Source organism: Pseudomonas sp. YuFO8, from assembly GCF_035065025.1.
GTDB classification, from domain to species: Bacteria; Pseudomonadota; Gammaproteobacteria; order Pseudomonadales; family Pseudomonadaceae; genus Aquipseudomonas; species Aquipseudomonas putida_AE.
Genome location: NZ_JAXDEQ010000002.1, coordinates 238,446 through 262,993, shown reverse-complemented (window position 1 = coordinate 262,993; position 24,548 = coordinate 238,446). Strand labels below are relative to the sequence as shown.

Below are 24,548 nucleotides of genomic sequence, written 5' to 3'. Positions count from 1 at the left end.
CTCCGGTCAGAGGCTGTGGGTGGCGGATTTGCTGGCGGCGGCATCAGGCACGCTGACACCGTTGAGGGTGGCGTTGAGCAGCACCGACACCAGGCAGGCGATGACCACGCTGCTGTGCAGGAACGGCTGCGACCACTCGGGCAATTGCTTGAACAGGGCCGGCGCCAGCACCGGCACCAGGGCGGCGGCGAGGGTGAAGCCGACGATCAGCACGTTGTAGCGATTGCGCTCGTAGTCGACCTTGGCCAGGGTCTGGATCCCTGCCGCGGCGACCACGCCGAACATGGCGACCCCGGCACCGCCGAGGGCCGCGGTCGGCATCGAGGCGATGATCGCCCCGGCCTTGGGCACCAGCGCCACCGAGCACATCAGCAAGCCGCTGACGGCGACGACCCAACGACTGCGCACGCCGGTGAGGATCACCAGCCCGACGTTTTCCATGAAGGCAATGAACGGAAACGCCGCGAACATGCCGGCGATGGTGCTCGCCAGGCCGTTGGCGCGCAGGCCGTTGATCACCTGCTTGTCTTCGACCGGTTTTTCGACGATGTCACCGATGGCCACGAACAGCCCCATGGACTCGACCATCTGTACGATCATCACCACCACCATGGTGGCGATGGGGATCAGGCTGAAGGTCGGCAGGCCGAAGTAGAACGGGTAGGGCACGGTGAGCCACGGCGACTCCTGCACGCTGTGAAAACTGCCCATGCCCAGCCCGTAAGCCAGCGCCGCGCCCACCAGCATGCCCACCAGCACCGCCATGTTGCGCAGCATCGGGCTGCCGTAGCGGTTGACCAGCAGGATGCTCAGCAACACCACGGCGGCGACTGCCAGGTACGCCGGTGCGCCGAAGTCGCTGGCATGGCGACCACCGCCGACCCACTCATAGGCGATGGGAAACAGCTGCAGGCCGATCACGGTGACGATGCAGCCAGTAACCACCGGCGGAAAAAACCGGCGTAATCGACCCACGAATGGCGCCATCAACATGGTGAAAATCCCTGCGCCTATTACGGCCCCGCAGACCCCGGCGAAACCGACCTCCGGATTGGTGCCGATGGCGATCACCGGCCCCACGCTGCTGAACGCCACGCCCTGGAGGATCGGCAGGCGCACACCGAATTTCCAGAAGCCGACGGTTTGCAGCAGGGTGGCGATGCCTGAGCAGAACAACGTGGTGCTGATCAGCACTACCGTGTCGGCGTGAGACATTTTCAGGGCGCTGGCGACAATCAACGGCACGGCGATGGCGCCGATGTACGAGACGGCCATGTGTTGCAGGCCGAGGGTGAGCATTTGCCGGACCGGCAGAATCCGGTCGACGGGATGGACGGTGGATGTTGCGGGGGTATTGGCTGACGACATGGGGAATCACCTCTAGCTGTTGTTATTCGGTACAGAGGGGTATTCGTTCTGATGCCCTTTCAGTGCGCCTCATCCCCTGTAGGAGCTGGCTTGCCAGCGAAGGCGGCGTATCAGTCGACATCCATGCCAACAGACGCACCGCTTTCGCTGGCAAGCCAGCTCCTACAGGGTTTGTGTCGTCCTGAAAGATGGGCATCAATCATTCATGTGCCCGGAACCGCCATCCACCGGCTCCGATGCCTTGTTCAGCCTGCCAGGCAGGCGGCGAAGCCCTGGTTCAAGGCCGCGCGGTCCAGGTCGCGGCCGATGAACACAATCTTGCTTGAGCGGGGTTCGCTGCCCCACAGGGTTGACGCGCGAAACTCGACGAGGCTGTGCACCCCCTGCAGCACGTAGCGCTGGTCTTGATCGGCCACCGCCAGTACACCCTTCATGCGGTACAGGTTGTCGGCCTGTTCGGTGCGCAACTTTGTAATCCAGCGATGGAAGTCGCCCAGGTTCACCGCGCCATCCACGGCGATGCCGACCGACGTCACGCTCGGGTCGTGCTCATGGTCGGGTTCGTCATGGGCATGGTGATGTTCATCGGCGTGGTGATCGTGCCCGGCGCCGATCTCCATGAGTTTTTGCGTGGACTCGAAGGCGCCGATGCCAAGGATTTTCGACAGGTCGATTTCGGCATAGCTTGAGGTCACCAGCTCCGCCGTGGCATTGAGCCCGCGGATTTTCTTGCTCAGGGCCTCCACTTCGGCCTCGCTGACCAGGTCGACCTTGTTGATGACGATGCGGTCGGCGCAGACGATCTGGTCCACGGCCTGGTTGTCCACGCCATCGAGTTGCAGGTCTTCCAGGTGCTGGGCGATGTGCTTGGCATCGACCATGGTGACGATGGCGTCCAGTTCCACCTCATCGGCAATCGGGTCGTTGATGAAGAAGCTCTGGGCCACCGGGTACGGGTCGGCCAGGCCACTGGTCTCGATCAGGATGTGATCGAGCCGCACCGGCCGCGCCACCAGCTCACGGACGATGCGCACCAGGTCTTCGCGGACCTCGGCGGTACAGCACACGCAGCCGTTGACCATCTCGTAGATTTCTTCGGTTTCCGAGCTGAGCACCAGGTCGCCGTCGATGCCGACTTCGCCGAACTCGTTCTCGATCACGGCGATCTTGCGCCCGTGGTTTTCCTTGAGGATGTAGTTGAGCAGGGTGGTTTTGCCGGCACCGAGGAAGCCGGTGAGGATAGTCACCGGGATCTTGGTGTTGGGGGTTGGGGCGTTGAAGGGGGTGTTCATGTAGAGCTCCTTACCTGTGTTTTGCCGAAATGCGATCAAATGTGGGAGCTAGCCTGCTGGCGATGGCGGTGGGTCATTCAGCGACGATGGCGACTGATCTATCGCCATCGCCAGCAGGCTGGCTCCCACAGGGGATTTGTGTGACTGATGGTTCTCGCCAGCGCGTTGCCGTACCGGCGTCGAGGCCGAACAGGTCGAGGACGCGGCCGAGGCTGTGGTCGACCATTTGCGCCAGGTCCTGCGGGCGGGCGTAGAAGGCCGGAACAGGCGGGGCGATGATGCCGCCCATTTCGGTGACCGCCGTCATGTTGCGCAGGTGGGCGAGGGTCAGCGGGGTTTCCCGGGCCATCAGCACCAGGGTGCGACGCTCCTTGAGGGTGACGTCGGCGGCGCGGCCGATCAGGCCCGATGAGGTGCCGGTGGCGATCTCTGCCAGGGTGCGCATGGAACAGGGCGCGACCACCATGCCCAGGCAGCGGAACGAACCGCTGGCGATCCCGGCGGCCACGTCATCGGCGCGGTGGTAATGGCTGGCCAGCGCGGTGACGTCGGCCAGTTTGTAGTCGGTTTCGTGGGCCATGGTCAGCAGTGCGGCGCGGCTGATGACCAGGTGGCTTTCGATGTCGAGTTCGGCGAGCAGTTGCAGCAGGCGCACGCCGTAGATGAAACCCGACGCCCCGCTGATGCCGACCACCAGGCGCTGGCGGTTCATGACTCAAAGCTCTTGAGCAGATCACGGGCACGCTCGACCACGTCCTGGTCCAGCTGCGCCTTGATCCCGTCGAATCCCGAACCGCGCGTGGCGTCCAGGCCCATGCGTGAGGTGGTGCCGTTGACCGAGGACGACGGGTCCAGCGGGCTGCCGGGCAAGCCATCGATGACGAAGATGTCCTGGTGCGGCTGGAAGTGCGTGGCCAGCGCCCACAGCACCTGGCTGTCGTCGCTGATGTCGATGTCGCTGTCCACCGCGATCACGGTTTTCAGGTACGGGTCCCAGCCGAGCAGGGCGAGCATGATCTGCCGCGCTTCGCCGTCGCGGCTCTGCTCCAGGGCCACGTAGCAATGAAAGTGGGTGCCGGAATTGGGGTAGTGCACGGCGGTGACGGCCGGGAAACGCGCCTTGAGTTTCTCGCTCATTTCCGCTTCCCGGGGCAGCCGCGCCAGGGTCAGGTGTTCGGCGTAGCGCCCGCCGACCACGTCCACCAGCCAGGCGTCCTTGCGCCTCATCAGGGTGTCGACCCGCAGCACATTGTTGGTCGAGCGGTCCGAGGAATAGCCGCTGAATTCGCCGAACGGGCCTTCTTCGGCGTAGGCCGTCGGGTCGATGGCGCCTTCCAGCACAAACTCGGCGAAGGCCGGCACGCCGATGCCATAGCGGGGCGTCTTGACCAGTTGCAGCGGCTCGCCAAACAGACCGCCGGCCACCGCGCGTTCGTCGCTGCCGAAGGGCAGGCGTGCCGCCGCGGCGAGCATGAACAGCGGATGCGCGCCAACCACCATGGCCACGTGCAATTCCTCGCCGCGCTCGCGAGCGGTTTGCAGCATGCGCCACAGGTGACCGCGCGAGTGCAGGCTGGTGGCGAGGGTCTGCCGGGCGTGGCGCATCGAGCGGTGATAGCTCATGTTGGCGATGCCGGTGACAGGGTCTTGCGCAATGATGATCGCGTTGGTGATGTAGGGGCCGCGGTCGCTGGCGAAATGCTTGAGCATCGGCAGCAGTGCGAGGTCCACGGCTTCGCCTTCGAAGATTTCATCCAGCACCGGGCCGGTTTCCACGTAGCGCGGGGCGATGGGGTTGTTGGCGCGTTTCTGGAAGGTCTCGTGCAATTGCGCCGGGGGCACGCCGAACATCCGGGCGATGCGGGTCCGGGAGGCGAACAGGTTGGTGGCCACCGGCGCGCCGAAGTTGCCGACTTTTTCGCAGATCAACAGCGGGTCGCGGCCCTGGGTGGCCAGGGCGTCGACCAGGGCGGTGACGTCCTGATCGGCGCTAAGGGATTGCGCGATGGTGAGCACATCGTCCGGGTATTGCCGGCGATAGGCGTCAAGAAAATCGTGGAAATCCTGGGAATCGCCGAGCGTCGAGAGGGTCATGGTTTCACCTCGTAGAAAACGGTGCGGTTTTTTTGTAGGAGCCGGCTTGCCGGCGAAGGCGTCCGTTAAAGCAGCACACGACTCACGGGCTTCTTCGCTGGCAAGCCAGCTCCTACAAGGGTGGCGCTAGAGGTAGGTCGTGGTCAGACGAATGTCCGCCTCGGCCAGGTCCTTGGGCGGCGGCGTCGGTTCGATGCCGCACAACCGGGCGATGTTGTTGCCCAGGTAGTCCTCAAGGTGAACCTCGTCGATGCCCAGCCCTTGTGGTGCCGGTGAACACAACACCTCCAGTTCGCGCAGCCACATGCCCGGTTCGTTCGGCGGCGAGTCGGTGCCGAACACGATCTTGTTGCGCGGCAGGTCCTTGGCGAACTCGACGATCCGCGACTGGAAGCACCACCCGGATTCGCAGTACACGTTCGGCGTGTCCATGGCCATCCAGAACGCTTCGAACGAGTAGTTGCCACCAGTCTGGATGCCGAAGTGACCGATGATGAAATTGACCATCGGGAACTCGCGGATGATCGGGTAGAACATGGTCGGAATGGTGTACGGGCCGTCGCCGGTGTGGATCAGCACCACGATGTTGTACTTGGCGCAGACCTTCATCGCCGGACGCAGCCAGTCCAGCGCCCGGTCCGGGCGATAACCGTGCATGTTGGCGTGCAGCTTGAGCATCTTGAAGCCGTATTCCTTGATGTGGAATTCCAGCTCCGCCGCACCGTTTTCCGGTCCCCAGCGCGGGTTGAAGTTGAAGTTGCCGATGAAGCGGTCGGGGTACTTCACGCACAGTTCGGCGACGTAGGACATGTAGTCACGCACGCCTTCACGGCCGCGGCGGTTGCCGTCGCGATAACCGGTGTTGCCCGGTGGCGGCTGGATGAAACCCATGTCGATGCGGCGCGGCTTGCCGTTGATCATGTACGGGCCGTCCATCAGCTTGAGCATGCGCTCGCCGGTGAAGGGTTCGCCGGTGTGGCGCCAGGCCTCGTCGACCAGGTTGGTGGGGTGCAGATGGGTGTCGATGATCATCGGTTCAGCTCCTGGCCAGTTGTGTGGTGACGGGGCGCTTGAGTTGCGCCTCTGCTTCGGAAACGGAACGTGGCGGCGGGGTCGGTTCGAGGCCGATCATCCGTGCGGTGTTGTTGCCCAGGTATTCCTCGAGGGTGTCCTCGTCGAGGTTCAGGCCCTGGGGCGGTTCGTGGCACAGCACTTCGAGCAGGCGCAGCCACATGCCCGGTTCGTTCGGCGGGGTGTCGGTGCCGAAGAGGATCTTGTGGGTCGGCAGGACCTTGGCGAACTCGACGATCCGCGATTGCAGGCACCAGCCGGATTCGCAGTAGACGTTGGGCAACTCCATCGCCCACTGCATCGGTTCGAACACATAGACGCCGCCGGTCTGCACGCCGAAGTGAGCCATGATGAAATCGACGTTAGGGAACTCCTTGATCATCGGCACCCATTCCGACGGGATGCTGTAGGGCCCGTCGCCGGTGTGCAGCTTGACCGGGATGCCCAGCTCGGCGCACTTCTCGAAGGCCGGACGCACCCAGTCCAGGGCGCGGTCGGGACGGTAGGCGTGCATGTTGGCCTGCATCTGCACCATCTTGAAACCGTGTTCCTTGACGTAGCGCTCGATCGCCTCGACGCCGTTTTCCACGCCGCAGCGCGGGTTGTAGACGAAGCAGCCGATGAAGCGGTCCGGGTAGGTCTGGACCATCTTCAGGGTGTAGGCCATGTAGGCGTCGATGGACTCGCGGCCGCTAAGATCGCCGTCGGTCCAGGTGTAGATGGTGTTGCCCTGGGGCGGCTGGATGAAGGCTTTGTCGATGCGGCGAGGTTTGCCGTTGACCATGTACGGGCCATCCATCATCTGCAGCAGACGCTCGCCGGTGAACGGGTCACCGTCATGCCTCCAGGCGAGGTCCACGAGATCCGTGGGATAGCAACTGATATCGATGATCATTGAAGTCGATCTCCTGATAGCGGGAAGGGAACCTTGCGGTTCACAAGCAGCCACGTCCGGGCAATCGGCCATTTCTATGCGTGAAGACTCACGCATTCCCTCGCCTGGTCGCATCCGGCTCGGGACGCTGGCTGCTTGGGGGGAAGTATTGGAAGGGGGTGTGGGGTTCGTACAATATTAATTGGGCGGGGGTTTGATATGCGTTCGATATGGTTTTGTATTGGCTGGGCCGGCCTCATCGCCAGCAGGCTGGCTCCCACAGGGGATTGCATTCCAATGTGGGAGCCAGCCTGCTGGCGATGGCGTCAGTAATGTGTACGCAAAGCCAACTGCCTGATCGCCTCAACCACCGGCGCCACCCGCTCACCATGCCCCGGCGGCCACACCGCATACAGGTTGTAATGCGCCGCAATCTGCGCCTCGTTCAACACCACCAACCGCCCGCTGCGCAAGGCATCGGCGGCCAGCAAACCGCGCACCAGCCCAGCACCGACACCCGCTTCAGCTGCAGCAATCAGGTTCGCCGCATTGTCGAACACCACCCGTGCCGAAGGCTCGACCGCAGGCAAACCCGCCGCATCCAGCCACGGAATCCACGACCGTCGCGTATAGCCCAACAGCGGCAGTTCAAGGATCTGCTGCGCACTCAATGGCAGTTGCACACCCTGGCGTTCCAGCAGTGCCGGCGCAGCCACCGCCATCACCCGATCCCCGCAAATCTGCGTCATCTCGCAGTCTTCCCAGTCGCCATAACCGTAGCGCAAGGCCAGGTCCACGCGTTCGAACGCACTGCGATCCGAGCGTGGCATCGATAGCAGCACCACCTCATGCTCGGGCAGCAGATCCAGCAACTGCGGCAAGCGCGGATTGAGCCAGCTCTGGGCCAGCTCACTGTCGACATCCAGGGTCAGCCGCTGCGCCACGCTGCGATTTTTCACCGAAGACAGCGCCCGATCGATCTGCGCCAGGCCGTCGGACAGCACGCTGGCGAACAGTTGCCCGGCGTCGGTCAGGTTGCTGCCGCCGCCTTCGCGCACGAACAGTGGCTGGCCGATGAAGTCTTCCAGGGCGCGGATCTGCTGGCTGATGGCGCTGTGGGTGAGGTCGAGCTTGCGCGCAGCGCTGGAGAAGCTGCCGCTGCGGGCTGCCTGGATGAAAGCACTCATGGACTGCACCGACGGGTATCGCTTGTACATGCTGTTAGTCCTACTTACACAGGATGGCAGAAATCGTCGCTGGCCCGATTTTCCCAAGGCTCCCAATAATCGAGTACCAGGCCTGCACAAAGACGGGCCGCTCTCTTGGAGCCTGACAATGATCGAATTCACGGTAAACGGCGAACGACGCGAGCTGGTAGAGACTTCGCCCTCCACGCCCTTGTTATGGGTGTTGCGTGACCACTTGAAACTCACCGGTACCAAGTTCGGTTGCGGCATGGGCCTGTGCGGTGCCTGCACCGTGCACCTGGACGGTGTCGCGGTGCGTTCCTGCCAGTTGCCGGTCGCCGCCGTGGCGGGGCACAGCATCACCACCATCGAAGGCTTGTCGCCCACCGCACAGCATCCGCTGCAACTGGCCTGGGTTGCCGAAGATGTGCCGCAATGCGGCTACTGTCAATCCGGTCAGATCATGTCCGCCGCCGCGTTGCTCAACACCGGGGCGGCGGTCACCGACGATTCGATCCGCAATGCCATGTCCGGCAACCTGTGCCGCTGCGGAACCTACGGGCGGATCAACAAGGCGATCAAGCGAGCGGCGTCTGCGCCGAAGGAGGCGTGATGACGATCTCTCAGGTGAATCTTTCGCGTCGTGTGTTTCTCAAGCAATCGGCGACCGTTGCGTCTGGACTGGCCGTCGCGTTTTACCTGCCTTCGAGCATGGCTGCGACGGACCCTGAAGCCCCGGCGCCCGCCGGTGAATTCGAACCCAACGCCTGGGTGCGCATCCTGCCTGACGGCACGGTGAAACTGGTGGTGCACAAGCACGACTCCGGTACCGGCACGCATACCGCGCTGGCCGCTTGCGTGGCCGAGGAACTGGACGTCAACCCGATGACCGTGCAGGTGATCTCGCCGGAGGATCCGTTTTTCGACACCTACATTCACCCGATCTGGAAAGTCTTTTCCACGGGCGGCAGCACCAGTGTGTCGCTGGAGTACGACCGTCTGCGCATGGCCGGCGCGACGGCGCGTTCGCTGTTGATAACGGCGGCGGCCAGACAGTGGAAGGTCAGCCCCGACAGCTGCAGTACCGAAGAAGGCCGCGTCGTTCATGCGCCGAGCAAACGCAGCCTCGGCTACGGCGAACTCGTGGGCGTCGCCGCGCATTTGCCGGCGCCGGCCAAGGTCACGCTCAAGGACCCGGCGCAGTTCAAGTACATCGGCAAGCTGCGGCACAAGCGCGATGCCCAGGCCAAGGTCTGCGGGCGCTTCGAGTACAGCATCGACGTGGTGCTGCCGGGCATGTTGGTGGCGGTGATTCAACGGGCTCCCGTGGTGGGCGCGAATGTGGTGTCGGTGGACAGCGCGGCGGCGCTGCAAGTACCGGGTGTGCGCAAGGTGATCAAGGTGCCGGGACGGCCCGATGTCCTGGGCGGTAACGTCGCGGGTGTGGCGGTGTTGGCGGACAATTACTGGGCCGCGCACCAGGGCCGCCAATTGCTCAAGGTGCAGTGGAGCGACTCGCCACTGGCCGGGTTCGACAGCGATGAACTGGCCAAGGCCCAGGCAGCGGCATTGACTGACAAAGGCGCGCAAAGGGTGTCCGCCATGGCCGCCGGGGATGTGAACAGCCAATGGCCGAATGCCGCGATGCTGATCGAAGCCGATTACCGCATGCCCTTCAAGGTGCAGAATCCACTGGAGCCGATCTGCATCACCGCACAGGTCAAGGACGGCGCCATCACTTACTGGGGTGGGGTGCAGGTGCCGTCGTCGGCGCTGGAAGCGGCGCAAACGGTGTGCAGGATCGCCAAGGACAAGGTCACCATCAACGAGATGGTGTCGGGCGGCAGTTTCGGTGCGCGGGAGGCCAAATACTGGCTGTTCGAAGTGGCTTACCTGGCGCAGCAGGCCAGGGTGCCGGTGAAACTGATGAACAGCCGCGAAGACGAAATGCGTTCATTGTTCATGCACCCGGCCACGCTGCATCGGGCCAAAGGAGCGCTGAATGCTCAGGGCCGTCTGACCGCGTTGCAGCTGGAGGCGGTCTCGCCAGCCTCGCCGGAACAGTGGGAGCCAGGCTATTTCGAGCGTCCGGACAAGATGGACTACAGCACCACGGAAGCCATCACCGCCTGGGATTTCGCCTATCGCCCGGCCAACCTCGACCTGACCTGGGTCAGGCACGAGAGCCAGGTGCCCAGTGGCTGGTATCGCTCGGTGAGCTTCATTCCCAATGTGTTCGCCGTAGAGAGCTTCATGGATGAGCTGGCCCATGGCGCAGGGCAAGACCCGTTGGCCTTCCGCCTGGCCAACATGCAGGACCGGCCACGGCATGTCGCCGTGTTGAAAAGCGCCGCCGAGCGTGCCGGTTGGGATCAGCCGCTGCCCGATGGCACGGCGCTGGGGATCGCCACCAATCAGGGTTACACCAGTTTCATCGCCATCGTGGCGCGCGTGTCGAAACAGGACGGCGCCATCAAGGTCGAGAAGCTCACCTGCGTGGTCGATTGCGGTCTGGCGGTGTCGCCCGGCGGTGTCGAAGAACAGATCTACGGTGGCCTGATGTGGGGCCTCGGTCATGCCCTGTTCGATCGACTGGACATCAAGCAGGGCAGGGTGGTGCAGAGCAATTTCCATGACTATCGGGTGACGCGCATGTCGGACATGCCAGAGGTCGACATCCTGTTGGTCGAGGGCGATCCGGCCAAGCCCGGGGGTGTCGGTGAACTGGGCAGCCCATCGGTGGCCCCGGCCATCGCCAATGCCCTGTTCAGCCTGACCGGGGTGCGGCAGCGCTCTACACCGCTGAACCTGGGATAACCGGCATGGACTTGCGACTGCTGCGTTACTTCATGGCGCTGGCCGAAGAGCTGCATTTCGGCCGGGCCGCCACCCGCCTGCACATCTGCCAGCCGCCACTGAGCCAGCAGATTCGGTTGCTGGAAGAGGAACTGGGCACGCCGCTGTTCGAGCGCAGCCACCACCGGGTCGAGCTGACCGCCGCCGGGCAGATGCTCAAGGAACAGGCGCCGCTGGTGTTCGAGCAGCTTAACCGTGCCCTCGACCTGACGCGGCAAACCGGCCGCGGTCAGTTGGGCGAGCTGGAAATCGGCATGATCAGTTCGGTGATGGTCGGGGTGTTGCCACGGGCCCTGCACCTGTTTCGCGAGCGTTACCCGCAGGTGAACTGGCGCCTGCATGAAATGACCCCTGCCGCACAGGTCAAGGCGCTCAAGGAAAAACGCATCGATGCCTGTGTGTTCCGGGTCGGCTATGACGATCCGCAACTGCGCAACGAGCTGCTGATCTACGAGCCGATCCGGGTGGTCATGCCACTCGACCACCCCTTGGCCCGCCGCGACAGCCTGGCACCGGCGGACCTTGCCCAGGAGCCGTTCGTGGCGCTGGAACTGAAGCAGTCGCGGTTTGCCGACTTTCTTTACCAGTGCTGTATCCAGGCCGGCTTCACACCGCAGATCCGCCAACAGGTGATCGAAGTGCAAACCTTGCTCAGCCTGGTCAGGGCCGGCTTTGGCGTGGCACTGCTGCCGGCGTCCATCGAGCAGTTGGCACCCGCCGGGCTGGTATTCCGGCGCCTGACCCCGGCGTTGCCGGAGGTGCCGTTATACGCCACCTACCGTGCGGATGATGATTCGCCGGTGCTCAAGCTGTTTCTCGATACGCTGCGTGAACTGGTCCTGCAAGGCCGCGATGGGCAGGCTGCACGATCATGAACGCCTGTGGTCGTAATCTTCACAAAGGCACTACACGTGGAGATCCAATGAGCCAGGACGTCCTGACCCGGGAAACCAACCGCCGCCAGTTGCAGCAGATCATCGCCGGTCTGTCCGACGGGGTGATTCTGCTCGATCCCGACCAGAGCATCCTGTGGGCCAATGACGCGGCGCTGGCCATGCACGGAGTCGCGCAGGTCAGCGAACTCGGTGCCGATGCCAAGGCGTACGCCAAGCGTTTTGCCTTGCGCTATCGCAACCATCACCCGGTGCCGGCCGACAGCTACCCGATCAACCGGGTGGCGCGGGGCGAGACGTTCAGCGATGTACTGGTGGAAGTGACGTCGGTTGTGGACGAAGAGCGCACCTGGGTCCATAGCGTACGCAGCATGGTGTTGGCCGACAGTGAGGATGAGCCGGAATCGCTGGTGTTGATCATGGACGACGTCACTGACTGGGCCAGCGCCGAGCAACGCTTCGAGAAAACCTTTGCCGCCAACCCGGCACCGGCGGTGATCTGCCGCCTCAGCGATTTGCGCTACATCAAGGTCAACCCCGGTTTCCTCGAAATGACCGGTTACTCCCGCGACCAGGTGATCGGCACTTCGACCTATGAACTGGATGTGCTGGAGCAGGCGGAAAAAAAGGAACTGGCCAGGCAGCGCCTTCTGGAAGGTGCGACCATACCGCAGATGCAGGCCGAGTTGCGTTTGTCCGACGGTGGCAGCAAGCAAGTGGTAGTGGCCGGCCAGCCGCTGGAGCTCAATGACGAAGCCTGCATGCTGTTTTCCTTTGTCGACATGGAGCCCCGGCACAAGGCCGAGGTCGCCCTGCGCCAGAGCGAGGAACGCTTTGCCAAGGCGTTTCGCCTGAGCCCGGTACCGATTCTGGTGTGCGGCGCCAGCGATCAGGTGGTGATGGATGTGAATGAGGCGTTCCTCGTTACCCTCGGCTACGCCAACGAGGAAGTGCTCGGCAAAACCATCGTCGAGATTGACTTCTTCCATGACAAAGGCGCGCGGACACGGCTCTTTACCGCCCTGGAGAAAGCCGCAAGCCTGGACCGCGTTGATATACGCGTGCGCAGGAAAGACGAGGAACTGATCGATTGTGTCGTTTGTGCCGATACCGTGAACATCCAGGACAGCCCTTGCTATCTGCTGGTGCTGATGGACATCACCGAGCGCAAGCGCACCGAGCTTGAGTTGCTGTCGGCCATTGAAGAGGTGATGAAAGACGCCTCGTGGTTCAGCCGTACGCTGATCGAGAAACTCGCCAACGTGAAGCACGTCAAGTCGCCGCAGTTACCCAGCGTGTCCTTTACCGACCTGACGGCCAGGGAGCGCGATGTGCTGGAATTGATCTGTGAAGGCCTGGCGGACAAAGAGATCGCCGCGCGCCTGAAACTGGCACCCAATACCGTGCGCAATCACGTTGCGACGGTGTATTCCAAGCTCGATGTGCACAGTCGCAGCGAGGCGATAGTCTGGGCGCGCGAGCGTGGGTTGTTTTCAAGTGCATGGGGTCCGAAGGGCCAGCGTTAAGGTGCAAATGCACTAGTCGCCGGGGTGCAAATTCAGGTTCTGGCAAGCAGGAGGTAAACCTTAGGCTAAGAGCGGGCGAATGACAGTTTCGGAGCATTCGTCTGCCTTGAACCGCAAAAGGAACAGCCATGCTTATTACCCGCACCTTTGATTGCCGCACCGGGCTATCGCAATGATCCAGGTGTCCCAGTTGCGCACGCAAATCGAGCGGACCTTCTCGCCCCTGGCCTGTGAGTGCACTGTCAGTGGCGATCACTCATTGACCATCAAGCTCTACCACCCGGTGTCCGGACAAGTCGATCTGGTGGTCAGCGGTTTGAACGTGGCGAGGTTGCAGTCCCCCGAATCAGTGGCCGCGCTCCTCGAAGAACTGCGCTACGAGTTGCAAAGCAACAGCCTGCAACGACCAGACCCGGTAGTGTAGGAATTGTCAGGTTTGCCCTGCCCGGACGACTGAATACGCGATAAAAATGGACAGAAGTGATATTTCTGCGACCACCCGTGAACTTTACGGCGGTGTTCTGTTGTCACAGAAATGTGTCCATCCTATTCGCGGGTCATCCTATGAAAAGTCTTGGGAAACGCATTTTTGCACCACTGTCGCTCTGTGCAATCATTCTCGGCGGCTGCAGCAGTCCGCCACCGCCACCACCTGCCGCGCCACCGCCACCGCCTGAAAAGACCTGCCAGACCTCCGATAGCACCCAGGTGATGGGCGATGTGCGGGCGGAAGGGCAAGTGACACGCGAAACCACCGTGACGCGATGTGTCACCCAATAACCCGAACGACGATGCCCCCCTGTAGGAGCTGCCGCAGGCTGCGATCTTTTGATTTTGCTTTAAAGAACAAGATCAAAAGATCGCAGCCTGCGGCAGCTCCTACAGTGTGGGTGTGATTCGGGAAGTCAGCGTCAGGACAGGAAGCCACCATCCACGTTCAGCGAAACGCCAGTGGTGTAGCTCGATGCATCGCTCGCCAGGTACAGCACCGCGCCGGCCATCTCGCTCGGATCAGCCACGCGCTTGAGCGGGATCTGCTGCAGCGCGGTGTTGAGGATCGCCTCGTTCTTCACCAGCGCCGAAGCGAACTTGGTGTCGGTCAGTCCCGGCAGCAGGGCGTTGCAGCGGATGCCGAACTGCGCGCATTCCTTGGCGAAGACCTTGGTCATGTTGATCACCGCGGCCTTGGTCACCGAGTAGATGCCCTGGAAAATACCCGGCGACACGCCGTTGATCGAGGCCACGTTGATGATGCTGCCGCCGCCGTTTTCGCGCATCAGCTTGCCGGCTTCCACCGACATGAAGAAATAACCGCGGATATTGACGTCGACGGTTTTCTGGAAGGCGCTGAGGTCGGTGTCCAGCACGTTGCAGAACTGCGGGTTGGTCGCGGCGTTGTTGACCAGGATGTCCAGGCGCCCGAACTGTTCCTTGATGCCGGCGAAGACCTGGCTGATCTGTTCCATCTCGCCGATGTGGCAGGCGATGGCAGTGGCCTTGCCACCGGCGGCGATGATCGCGTCGGCCACATGCTGGCAGCCTTCGAGCTTGCGGCTCGAGACGATCACGTGGGCGCCTTGCTGGGCCAGCAGTTTGGCAATGGCTTCACCGATGCCGCGGCTGGCGCCGGAGACGAAAGCGATCTTGCCGTCGAGGTCGAACAACTGAGTCTTGGACATGGTTTTTCCTTGTTATGGAGCCGAAATCGCTGTTCGTAGGAGCCCGGCTTGCCGGCGAAGGCGTACTTGAGGCAGCCTTCGCAGGCAAGCCTGGCTCCTACAAGTGCTGTGTCGTATCAGAGGCTGGATTTCTGGATGACCTGCAGGCTCATCTGCTCCAGCAGTTTGTTCATGTGAATGAACTGCGCGAAGCGTTTGTCCTGGGTCTGGCCATGGTAGAAGCGGTAGTAGATCTGCTGCACGATGCCGGCCAGGCGGAACAGGCCGTAGGTGTAGTAGAAGTCGAAATTGTCGATCTTGATGCCTGAACGCTCGGCGTAGTAATCGACGAACTCGCGGCGGGTCAGCATGCCCGGTGCGTGGCTGGGCTGGCGGCGCATCAGCTGTACCGGCGCCGGGTCATCGGCTTCGATCCAGTAGGCGAGGGTGTTGCCCAGGTCCATCAGCGGGTCGCCCAGGGTGGTCAGTTCCCAGTCGAGCACGCCGATGATCTGCATCGGATTGTTCGGGTCGAGGATGACGTTGTCGAAGCGGTAGTCGTTGTGCACGATGCTGGAGGTCGGGTGATCGGCCGGCATCTTGTCGTTGAGCCAGGCTTTCACCGCTTCCCAGTGCGGCGCGTCGGGGGTCAGGGCTTTCTCGTAGCGCTCGCTCCAGCCTTTGATCTGCCGTGCCACGTAGCCTTGCGGCTTGCCCAGGTCGCCCAGGCCGTAGGCGTTGTAATCGACCCGGTGCAGCTCGACGAACTTGTCGATGAAGCTTTTGCACAGGGCTTGGGTTTTCGCCGAGTCCAGCCCCAGTTCCGGCGGCAGTTCGGAGCGCAGGATGATGCCGTTGACCCGCTCCATCACATAGAACTCGGCGCCGATCACCGCTTCGTCGGTGCAGTGCACGTAGGCCTTCGGGCAGTACGGAAAACCGTCGCGCAACTGATTGAGAATGCGGAATTCGCGGCCCATGTCATGGGCGGACTTGGCCTTGTGACCGAAGGGCGGCCGACGCAGGACGAATTCCTGTTCCGGGTATTCGAGCAAGTAGGTGAGGTTGGACGCACCGCCCGGGAACTGGCTGATCCGTGGCAGGCCGCTCAGGCCCGGAATGTGGGCCTTGAGGTAGGGGTCGATCAGGCTGGCATCGAGTTCTTCGCCGGTGCGGGTGCGGGTGGATTGGTCAGTAAGCGCCATGCTTATCCCTTCTGCTTATTCTGGTGGCCTGAAACTATTGGCTAATCTAATGCGCGCACCCGGCACCCACAACCTCCGCCCGCCCTTATAGGTGAGCGTGTTGCCGGGCAATCATTGCTTTTGATACACCTGTTTGAATTGTCCGGCTAGACGGCCTGGGTCACGCCCTTCGGCAGCTCGATGGGGGTCAGCACCGGCTGGCCGGAAAAAAACGCCACGAGGTTACGGCCCACCAGTTCCACGGTGCCCTGGGTGGCCTCGGGGGACAGTCCGGCTACGTGCGGGCTGAGGATGACGTTCGCCAGGGCCTTGAGGGCATCCGGCACCTTGGGCTCGGCATCGAAGACATCCAGGGCGGCACCGGCAATGCGCCGTTGCTCGAGCGCGCTGATCAGGTCGGCGGTGACCACCACGCTGGCCCGGGCGATGTTGACGAAAAAACCGTTGGGCCCGAGGGCCTCGAGTACCTGCTTGTTGATCAGGTGCTTGGTGCCCAGCCCCCCCGGGGTGGCGACGATCAGGAAGTCCGAGGCCCGGGCCAGTTCAGTGGGTGTCGAGCAGAACTTGTAGGGTACATCGCTGCGGTGCTGGCGGTTGTGGTAGCTCACGCTCATGTCGAAGCCCGCGCCGGCACGTTTGGCGATGGCCATGCCGACCGCGCCGAGGCCGAGAATGCCCAGGCGCTTGCCGGCGAGGGAAGGGCGCATGATTTTCGGCCATTCACCCCGGCGTACGGCGGCATCGCAGCGGGGGATGTCACGTACCAGCGCCAGCAGCAGCGACATGGCATGGTCCGCGACCGAGGAGGCGTTGACCCCGGCGCCATTGGTGACGGTGATGCCCCGGTCGGCGGCGGCTTGCAGGTCGACCTGTTCATAGCCCGCGCCAATCACGCAGATGATCTTGAGGTTGGGCAGGGCGGCGATTTCATCGCCGTACAGGCCGAGCGGGCCACGGGTCAGGACCGCATCGATCTGGCCACTGTGCCGGCTGATGGCCTCGGCGCGCTCGGCGGGCGTGGGCGCCAGGATCAGGTGAAAGCCCTGGCGTTCGAGAATGGGCAGGTAATCATTGATGGTTTCAACCAGTACCAGAACGGTTGCAGGCATGCTTTGCTCCTGTGGGCAGCGGAACGTCGGGCTCGAAAGTCGGTTGAGAGTGCTGGCTGCGGGGCAGATTGGCAACAGCCATGCTCCTCAGTGTAGGAGCTGGCGCAGCCTGCGATCTTTTTTGATCGCACCGAAATTTCAAACCGGAGCAGGGGGCTCTGTCAGGAAGGTCTGTGCCGCCTCGAGGATTTCCTCAGACAGGGCGTCGCCGCGGGTAGCCCGTGCCAGTGTCAGCGCGCCAACCATCAGCGAATATTGCACCAGCGCCTGCTGCCGGTTTTGCGCGGCATCGTCCGAGTCCATCAGTTTGCCGAAGGCCTCGAGCAGCCGGTTCAGGCCGGCCATGAAGGGTTCGCGCAAGCTGCTGTCGGTGGGTTCGTGGCACATGTCGCCGGCAAAGGCCACCACCGGGCAGCTTTCACCGGGATTGTCGCGGCTTTCGATCGAAAGGTAAGGTTCGATCAAGGCTCGCCGCGCCTGCGCTTTGTCTTCGCCGGTGATCCGTTCGCGCCATTTCGCCCCCACCTCCTTGAATGCCCGCTCGCTGGCCTCTCTGGCCAGCGCTTCCCTGGATTCGAAGTGGCCATAAAAACCGCCATGGGTCAGGCCCGCCGCCGCCATCACGTCGACGACGCTGATCCCGTGCAGGCCGCGTTCGCGAAACAGCCGGGTGGCGGCCTCGACGATGATTTCGCGGTTGAGGTCGGCTTGTTTGCGGGAAACGCGGGGCATGGGCGGCTCACAGGTCTATGGGTTGGCTGTCAGAGGGCGTACTGGGCGATGCCGTTGCCGAACGACCAGTTCTCTTTCTTCACTTCCACCAGATTAATGAAAACATCTTCCAGGCGCACGGCCAGTTGCGTGTTGAGGTTTTCGACGATGGTTTTATACAGCAGCTTCTTCTGCTCCAGGGTACGGCCTTCGCTGAGGGTGATCTGGATGACCACCAGGGTGTCGGTGCGCTGGATGCCCAGGTATTGGGGGTCGAAGATGAAATGCTGTTCGTCGTGTTCGGCGAGGATCTGGAAGTTATCGTTTTCCGGCACGCCAATCGCGCTGCGCAGGGCGGCGTAGATCTGTTGGCCGATACGTTTGGCGTAGGTGGGGTCCTGCTGTTTTTTGAGATCGACGCGAACCAGTGGCATGGGAAGACTCCGGAAGGTGGGCAGGTTCATTTAAAATACATGATGGATGACCTTTATCAAACCGATCATACGATCGCGCGATGAAACGCCATATGTAGGAGCCGGCTTGCTGGCGATTGCGTCGGTGCGATCGACGCATGGCTTGAGGGCCAATCGCTGGCAAGCCAGCTCCTACAGGGGGAGAAAACGCCAATCTGGCACCACCGTTCCTCACCTAAGTCTTTGCTTCTGTTAATTAATCCTCCAGAATCGCGCCCCTGTTTCGGCCAGGGCGCTGCCTGTCGGGTATTCCGACGCGTTCTGGCCGGGTGGCAAGTGACCGGAATGTGGAGATCCCACCGGATGAATGATCAGGCCAATAGCGTTAACGAACGCTTTGTAGCAGCGACACCCGCAACGCTTTCGAGCTGGAATCGCCAGGACACCACCTGGATGCTGGGCCTGTTTGGCACGGCGATTGGTGCGGGCACCCTGTTTTTACCGATCAACGCGGGCCTGGGCGGTTTCTGGCCGCTGCTGGTGCTGGCGCTGCTGGCGTTCCCGATGACCTTCTACGCACACCGCGGCCTGACCCGCTTCGTGCTGTCCGGCCGTGAAGGCGCGGACATCACCGAAGTGGTGGAAGAGCATTTCGGTCTCAAGGCCGGCGCGTTGATCACCTTGCTGTACTTTTTCGCGATCTTCCCGATCCTGTTGATCTACAGCGTGGCCCTGACCAACACCGTGGGCAGTTTCCTCGAACACCAGTTGCACATCATGCCGCCACCGCGTGCGGTCCTGTCGTTGGTGCTGATCCTCGGCCTGCTGGCCGTGGTGCGCTGCGGCGAGCAGGTGATCGTCAAGGCCATGAGCTTGATGGTCTACCCGTTCATCGTGGCCTTGCTGTTCCTGGCGGTGTTCCTGATTCCGCACTGGAACGGCGGCATCCTCAGCACGGCCAGCACGCTGCCTGAGCCGTCGGCGTTGCTGCACACCCTGTGGCTGGCGATTCCGGTGATGGTGTTCTCGTTCAACCATTCGCCGATCATCTCGGCGTTCGCCGTGGACCAGAAGCGTCGTTACGGCGAACACGCAGAGGAACGCAGCTCGCAGATCCTGTCCCGGGCCCACGCCTTGATGGTGGTGATGGTGCTGTTCTTCGTGTTCAGCTGCGTGCTGACCCTGTCGCCGGCGCAACTGGCCGAGGCGAAAGCACAGAACCTGTCGATCCTGTCGTACCTGGCCAACCACTTCAGCAACCCGACCATCGCCTTCGCGGCGCCGTTGATTGCCTTCGTGGCCATCTCCAAGTCGTTCCTGGGCCACTACATCGGCGCGAGCGAAGGTCTCAAGGGCCTGATCGTCAAGAGCGGCAAGCGTCCGGCGGCCAAGACCCTGGACCGTATCGTCGCGGCGTTCATGCTGGTGGTGTGCTGGATCGTCGCCACGCTGAACCCGAGCATCCTCGGCATGATCGAAACCCTGGGTGGCCCGGTGATCGCGGCGATCCTGTTCCTGATGCCGATGTATGCGATCCGCAAGGTGCCGGCGATGGCGCGTTATCGTGGCCAGGCTTCCAATGTGTTTGTGGTTGCAGTGGGTTTGGTGGCGATTTCGGCGTTGATCTACTCATTGAGCGCGTAATGTAAAGATCAAGAGATCGCAGCCTGCGGCAGCTCCAATTACAGGGACAAGTGAGTCCTGTAGGAGCTGCCGCAGGCTGCGATCTTTTGATTCAAGGGCATAAAAAAACGCCGCCCCTCTCACGAGGGGCGGCGTTTTTCATTGCGTTGCAGCGTTAGGCTTGAACGACCGGGATGTTGGCGTTCGCAGCAGCTTCACGGAACTCGGCAATCTGGTCGAAGGACAGGTAGCGGTAGACATCGGCCGCCATGCTGTCGATCTTGCCAGCGTACTCCATGTACTCCTCGACGGTCGGCAGGCGACCCAGGATGGAAGCCACGGACGCCAGCTCAGCCGAAGCCAGGTAGACGTTCGCGCCGTCACCCAGACGGTTCGGGAAGTTACGGGTCGAAGTCGACACAACAGTCGAGTTCGGCTCTACACGTGCCTGGTTACCCATGCACAGCGAGCAGCCCGGCATTTCCATGCGCGCGCCAGCCTTGCCGTAGATGCCGTAGTAGCCTTCTTCGGTCAGCTGGTGAGCGTCCATCTTGGTCGGCGGCGACAGCCACAGACGGGTTGGCAGCTGACCCTTGACCTGTTCCAGCAACTTGCCGGCAGCGCGGAAGTGGCCGATGTTGGTCATGCAGGAACCGATGAACACTTCGTCGATCTTCTCGCCAGCAACGCTGGAGAGCAGGCGAGCGTCGTCCGGGTCGTTCGGAGCGCAGAGTACTGGCTCCTTGATGTCGGCCAGGTCGATCTCGATGATTTCGGCGTACTCGGCGTCCTTGTCCGCCTCCATCAGTTCAGGGTTGGCCAGCCAGGCTTCCATCGCCTGGGCACGACGCTCCAGGGTACGGGCATCGCCGTAGCCTTCGCCGATCATCCAGCGCAGCAGGGTGATGTTCGATTGCAGGTATTCAGCGATCGACTCTTTCGACAGCTGGATGGTGCAACCGGCAGCCGAACGTTCAGCCGAGGCGTCGGACAGTTCGAACGCTTGCTCGACGGTCAGCTTGGGCAGGCCTTCGATCTCCAGGATGCGACCGGAGAAGGCGTTTTTCTTGCCTTTCTTCTCTACGGTCAACAGGCCAGCCTGGATCGCGTAGTAAGGAATGGCGTGAACCAGGTCACGCAGGGTGACGCCTGGCTGCAGTTCGCCCTTGAAGCGAACCAGCACCGACTCAGGCATGTCCAGCGGCATGACGCCAGTGGCGGCGGCGAACGCCACCAGGCCGGAACCGGCCGGGAACGAGATGCCGATCGGGAAACGGGTGTGGGAGTCACCACCGGTACCGACGGTGTCTGGCAGCAGCATGCGGTTCAGCCACGAGTGGATGATGCCGTCGCCCGGACGCAGGGAAACGCCGCCGCGGGTCATGATGAAGTCAGGCAGGGTGTGGTGGGTGGTCACGTCGATCGGCTTTGGATATGCCGCGGTGTGGCAGAAGGACTGCATCACCAGGTCGGTCGAGAAGCCCAGGCACGCCAGGTCTTTCAGTTCGTCACGGGTCATTGGACCGGTGGTGTCCTGGGAACCCACGGTGGTCATCTTCGGTTCGCAGTAGGTGCCCGGACGAACGCCGGTCACGCCGCAAGCCTTGCCGACCATTTTCTGCGCCAGGGTGAAACCCTTGGTGCTTTCAGCCGGAGCTTCTGGCTTCTTGAACAGGGTCGAAGGTGGCAGGCCCAGCTCGGTACGAGCCTTCTCGGTCAGGCCACGGCCGATGATCAGCGGGATACGGCCGCCAGCACGGACTTCGTCCAACAGCACCGGGGTCTTCATTTCGAAGGTGGTCAGGACTTCGTCGGTGCCGTGCTTGCAGACTTTGCCAGCATGAGGGTACAGGTCGATCACGTCGCCCATGTTCATGTTGGAAACGTCGAATTCGATTGGCAGTGCGCCGGCATCTTCCATGGTGTTGTAGAAGATCGGAGCGATCTTGTTGCCGAAGCAGAAACCGCCGGCACGCTTGTTCGGCACGTAAGGAACGTCGTCGCCGAAGAACCACAGCACCGAGTTGGTCGCCGATTTACGCGAAGAACCGGTACCGACCACGTCGCCCACGTAGGCGATCGGGAAGCCGGCGTTGCGCATTTCTTCGATCTGCTTCATCGGACCGGTGACGCCTTGTGCGTCCGGCACGATGCCGTCGCGCGCCATTTTCAGCATGGCCAGGGCGTGCAACGGGATGTCCGGACGGGACCAGGCATCCGGAGCAGGGGACAGGTCGTCGGTGTTGGTTTCGCCGGAGACCTTGAACACGCGCAGGCTGATCTTGTCGGCCAGCACCGGGCGCTTCACGAACCACTCGCCGTCAGCCCAGGATTGCAGCACGCCTTTGGCGTGTACATTGCCGTTCTTGGCTTTTTCAGCGACGTCGTGGAAGGCATCGAACATCAGCAGGGTGTGCTTGAGTTCTTCGGCGGCCACTGGCGCCAGTTCGGCGTCGTCCAGCAGGTTCACCAGGGTCACGATGTTGTAGCCGCCCTGCATGGTGCCGAGCAGTTCAACAGCGCGCTTCTTGTCGATCAGGGGGGAGGTGGCTTCGCCTTTGGCGATGGCGGACAGGAAGCCGGCCTTGACATAGGCTGCTTCGTCCACTCCAGGCGGAACGCGATTGGTGATCAGGTCAACGAGGAATGCTTCTTCGCCAGCCGGGGGATTCTTCAGCAGCTCGACCAGGCCTGCAGTTTGTTCGGCGTTTAGCGGCTGGGGAACGATACCCAGTGCTGCGCGCTCTTCGATATGTTTGCGGTAGGCTTCAAGCACAGTTATTACCCTCATCAGTGGTCCCAAATGGGTGTCCGGGACGCTCATCCCGAAATTGCCGTACTCATGCGCTGCATGGCGTTGTGAGCCACTTAGCCAGAATTACCGACAATTCCTTACAGAAGCTGCTTTCAAAGTTTTACGCCTGCAGAACGGGAGCTGATGAGGGTTGGCGCTGGGCTTTTCCCCGCTGGAAAAACCCTTCGCCAACACCGCTCTGAAGGAACGACTGTGCTCGTGACGCTTTGAAAACAGCTTCTAACGGACATTGGCGCCTAAAAAGGCAGGCTGATTCTACGGCAAAAAAAAATTAAAGGTAAGTTGGCTCATGAAACTTTGAGGGGTGATCAATGTTAGACAAAGGGCTAACATGCCATCCTGTTTTGCTTTTCGCGTTCTGCCTACCTATGCCCAATCAGACCATCAAGACCCCCTGCGTCGGCCTTTGCTCCACCGTTTACGGTGATCTGGTGTGCCGTGGCTGCAAGCGTTTCCACCACGAAGTGATCCGCTGGAACGGCTACAACGAGGAAGAAAAACGCGCCGTATGGCTGCGCCTGGAGCAGTTGTTGTCCCAGGTGATGGCCGCCAAGGTGGAAATTTTCGATCCGGCGCTGCTCAGGAGCCAGCTGGAACAGCGCAAGATCCGCTTCGTGCCGCATCAGTCCGAGTATTGTTGGGCCTACCAGTTGATCGCCCGGGGCGCCCGGGTGATCAACAATCTGGAAGCCTACGGGATGGTGCTGTTGCCGGAATTTCGCGACTGGAACCTGCCGGAACTGCGCGATGCCATTGATCGGGAATTCTTTTTGCTGTCTGAGGCGCATTATCAGCGCTATATCGCGCCCGGGTTTCTGAAAGACGCCTTTGGCGCCTGAAAAGATCGCAGCCTGCGGCAGCTCCTACAGGGAAATGCGTTCACCTTGTAGGAGCTGCCGAAGGCTGCGATCTTTTGATCTTCAAATCAATGTTTCACCGCCAACTCCTCCAGGTGGTCCTCAACCTCCTGCGGCTTGAGCACCAGCACATCGCTCTCCACCGCATCGAGCACCACTTCCGCGGTATTGCCGATCAAGGTCCCTGACAACCCGGTACGCGCCACCGTGCCGATCACCGTCACGGCCGCCTGCAGTTTGTGCACCATGAACGGAATCAATACATCCGCCGGGCCTTCGGCGATGTGCAGGTGTTCGTTGTCGATGTCGAATTCCGCCTGGAACGCCCGGCACTGTTCGCGATAGCGCGCCTCGATGGTTTCGCTGAGCTGCAAGGTCGGGTCGGCCGCCGACAGCATGGGCGACGGGTGAGCACTGATCACATGCAGATGCGCCTTGGCCAGGCTGGCGATGTCATAGCCGTAATCGATGATGGTGTCGTGCAAATGGCGGTGCTCACTTTCCATATTGCCCACGTCGACGGCCGCCAGAATCACTTTGTCCTTCCAGGAACCGGAGGTTTTCACCAGCAGTACCGGGGTAGGGCAGGCGCGCAGCAGTTTCCAGTCCACCGGCGTCAACAGGGCCTTTTTCAGCGAACTGTCGGGGAAGTGCTGCTTGATCACCAGCCCGCAGCCTTCCGCCTGCTGCACGTCGACGATGGTTTCGTGCAGGCTCTGGTTCCAGGCCTGCTCGGTGGTGACGTTGTAACCGTCTTCCAGCAACGCCGCCTTGAGCACGCTGAGCATGGCGCTGTGATCATGCTTGGGATCACAGACCAGCAGGTGCAGGTGTGCCTGGGTCACGCCAGCAATCAGTTTGGCGCGTTTGAGTGCCAGGCTTTCCGAATGCTCGGGGTCGATGACCACCAGGATGCTGCGAATGGCTTGCATGATCGGGATCTCCTGAAAATGAAAAAGCATGGCGTTGCACAACTATAGTTGCTGCGCGACATTC

Annotated in this window: 21 protein-coding genes; 7 read left to right on the top strand and 14 right to left on the bottom strand. The window is 61.9% G+C overall.

Annotation, left to right across the window (positions count from 1 at the left end):
- Positions 1-6: 6 nt before the first annotated feature.
- The 7 genes from SOP95_RS02990 to SOP95_RS02960 form a co-directional block, all read right to left on the bottom strand.
- Positions 7-1,368 (bottom strand): nucleobase:cation symporter-2 family protein, encoded by a 1,362-nt coding sequence (locus SOP95_RS02990; RefSeq protein WP_274076322.1) that lies wholly within the window; start codon positions 1,366-1,368, stop codon positions 7-9.
- Positions 1,369-1,613: 245 nt separating this feature from the next.
- Positions 1,614-2,660 (bottom strand): CobW family GTP-binding protein, encoded by a 1,047-nt coding sequence (locus SOP95_RS02985; protein WP_323606008.1) that lies wholly within the window; start codon positions 2,658-2,660, stop codon positions 1,614-1,616.
- 73 nt (positions 2,661-2,733) lie between these two features.
- Entirely contained in the window at positions 2,734-3,372 is a 639-nt protein-coding gene (locus tag SOP95_RS02980) for a UbiX family flavin prenyltransferase (RefSeq protein WP_274076324.1), read from the bottom strand.
- Positions 3,369-4,754: a UbiD family decarboxylase gene (locus SOP95_RS02975; protein ID WP_323606007.1), complete on the bottom strand. Its 1,386-nt coding sequence runs from the start codon at positions 4,752-4,754 to the stop codon at positions 3,369-3,371. Before SOP95_RS02975 ends, SOP95_RS02980 begins: the two co-directional genes overlap by 4 nt.
- Positions 4,755-4,880: 126 nt before the next feature.
- Positions 4,881-5,786, bottom strand: coding sequence for an amidohydrolase family protein (locus SOP95_RS02970; RefSeq protein WP_323606006.1), 906 nt, complete (start codon positions 5,784-5,786; stop codon positions 4,881-4,883).
- A gap of 4 nt (positions 5,787-5,790) precedes the next feature.
- Complete coding sequence (locus tag SOP95_RS02965; RefSeq protein WP_323606005.1) at positions 5,791-6,720, bottom strand: amidohydrolase family protein; 930 nt, start codon at positions 6,718-6,720, stop codon at positions 5,791-5,793.
- Positions 6,721-7,025: 305 nt separating this feature from the next.
- The gene (locus tag SOP95_RS02960) at positions 7,026-7,916 is read right to left on the bottom strand and encodes a LysR substrate-binding domain-containing protein (protein WP_323606004.1); all 891 of its coding nucleotides are present in this window, start codon (positions 7,914-7,916) and stop codon (positions 7,026-7,028) included.
- A 118-nt stretch (positions 7,917-8,034) separates the two neighbouring features.
- Here SOP95_RS02960 and SOP95_RS02955 point away from each other — a divergent pair, with 118 nt between their 5' ends.
- The 5 genes from SOP95_RS02955 to SOP95_RS02935 all read left to right on the top strand — a co-directional run bounded on the left by SOP95_RS02955 (position 8,035) and on the right by SOP95_RS02935 (position 13,585).
- Positions 8,035-8,499 (top strand): (2Fe-2S)-binding protein, encoded by a 465-nt coding sequence (locus SOP95_RS02955; RefSeq protein WP_323606003.1) that lies wholly within the window; start codon positions 8,035-8,037, stop codon positions 8,497-8,499.
- Positions 8,499-10,703 carry a xanthine dehydrogenase family protein molybdopterin-binding subunit gene (locus SOP95_RS02950; RefSeq protein ID WP_323606002.1) on the top strand — a complete coding sequence of 735 codons (2,205 nt, stop codon included), beginning with the start codon at positions 8,499-8,501 and terminating at the stop codon, positions 10,701-10,703. Before SOP95_RS02955 ends, SOP95_RS02950 begins: the two co-directional genes overlap by 1 nt.
- 5 nt (positions 10,704-10,708) lie before the next feature.
- Entirely contained in the window at positions 10,709-11,617 is a 909-nt protein-coding gene (locus SOP95_RS02945) for a LysR substrate-binding domain-containing protein (RefSeq protein ID WP_323606001.1), read from the top strand.
- Positions 11,618-11,664: 47 nt separating this feature from the next.
- Positions 11,665-13,161: a helix-turn-helix transcriptional regulator gene (locus SOP95_RS02940; RefSeq protein WP_323606000.1), complete on the top strand. Its 1,497-nt coding sequence runs from the start codon at positions 11,665-11,667 to the stop codon at positions 13,159-13,161.
- A gap of 172 nt (positions 13,162-13,333) precedes the next feature.
- Positions 13,334-13,585, top strand: a complete 252-nt coding sequence (locus SOP95_RS02935) for a DUF1652 domain-containing protein (RefSeq protein ID WP_323605999.1) — start codon at positions 13,334-13,336, stop codon at positions 13,583-13,585.
- A 487-nt stretch (positions 13,586-14,072) separates the two neighbouring features.
- Here the strand turns inward: SOP95_RS02935 and SOP95_RS02930 are convergent, their stop codons facing one another.
- From SOP95_RS02930 to SOP95_RS02910, 5 genes are all read right to left on the bottom strand, one after another.
- Entirely contained in the window at positions 14,073-14,840 is a 768-nt protein-coding gene (locus SOP95_RS02930; protein ID WP_007976320.1) for an SDR family oxidoreductase, read from the bottom strand.
- 116 nt (positions 14,841-14,956) lie between these two features.
- On the bottom strand, positions 14,957-16,024 hold the full coding sequence (locus tag SOP95_RS02925; protein ID WP_274076333.1) for a phosphotransferase family protein: 1,068 nt from the start codon (positions 16,022-16,024) through the stop codon (positions 14,957-14,959).
- A 146-nt stretch (positions 16,025-16,170) separates the two neighbouring features.
- Positions 16,171-17,133, bottom strand: coding sequence for a 2-hydroxyacid dehydrogenase (locus SOP95_RS02920; protein WP_323605991.1), 963 nt, complete (start codon positions 17,131-17,133; stop codon positions 16,171-16,173).
- 138 nt (positions 17,134-17,271) lie between these two features.
- Complete coding sequence (locus SOP95_RS02915; protein ID WP_323605989.1) at positions 17,272-17,865, bottom strand: TetR/AcrR family transcriptional regulator; 594 nt, start codon at positions 17,863-17,865, stop codon at positions 17,272-17,274.
- A 29-nt stretch (positions 17,866-17,894) separates the two neighbouring features.
- Positions 17,895-18,278, bottom strand: coding sequence for a tautomerase family protein (locus tag SOP95_RS02910; protein WP_323605987.1), 384 nt, complete (start codon positions 18,276-18,278; stop codon positions 17,895-17,897).
- A 342-nt stretch (positions 18,279-18,620) separates the two neighbouring features.
- Here SOP95_RS02910 and SOP95_RS02905 point away from each other — a divergent pair, with 342 nt between their 5' ends.
- The gene (locus SOP95_RS02905; RefSeq protein ID WP_323605985.1) at positions 18,621-19,901 is read left to right on the top strand and encodes a serine/threonine transporter; all 1,281 of its coding nucleotides are present in this window, start codon (positions 18,621-18,623) and stop codon (positions 19,899-19,901) included.
- Positions 19,902-20,055: 154 nt separating this feature from the next.
- On the opposite strand, the gene acnB is transcribed toward SOP95_RS02905, so the two are convergent.
- On the bottom strand, positions 20,056-22,656 hold the full coding sequence (acnB, locus tag SOP95_RS02900) for a bifunctional aconitate hydratase 2/2-methylisocitrate dehydratase (protein ID WP_274076361.1): 2,601 nt from the start codon (positions 22,654-22,656) through the stop codon (positions 20,056-20,058).
- Positions 22,657-23,063: 407 nt separating this feature from the next.
- Between acnB and SOP95_RS02895 the strand changes: the two genes are divergently transcribed.
- Entirely contained in the window at positions 23,064-23,534 is a 471-nt protein-coding gene (locus SOP95_RS02895; protein WP_274076337.1) for a DUF1289 domain-containing protein, read from the top strand.
- An 86-nt stretch (positions 23,535-23,620) separates the two neighbouring features.
- On the opposite strand, the gene SOP95_RS02890 is transcribed toward SOP95_RS02895, so the two are convergent.
- On the bottom strand, positions 23,621-24,484 hold the full coding sequence (locus tag SOP95_RS02890) for a universal stress protein (RefSeq protein ID WP_274076338.1): 864 nt from the start codon (positions 24,482-24,484) through the stop codon (positions 23,621-23,623).
- Positions 24,485-24,548: the final 64 nt, after the last annotated feature.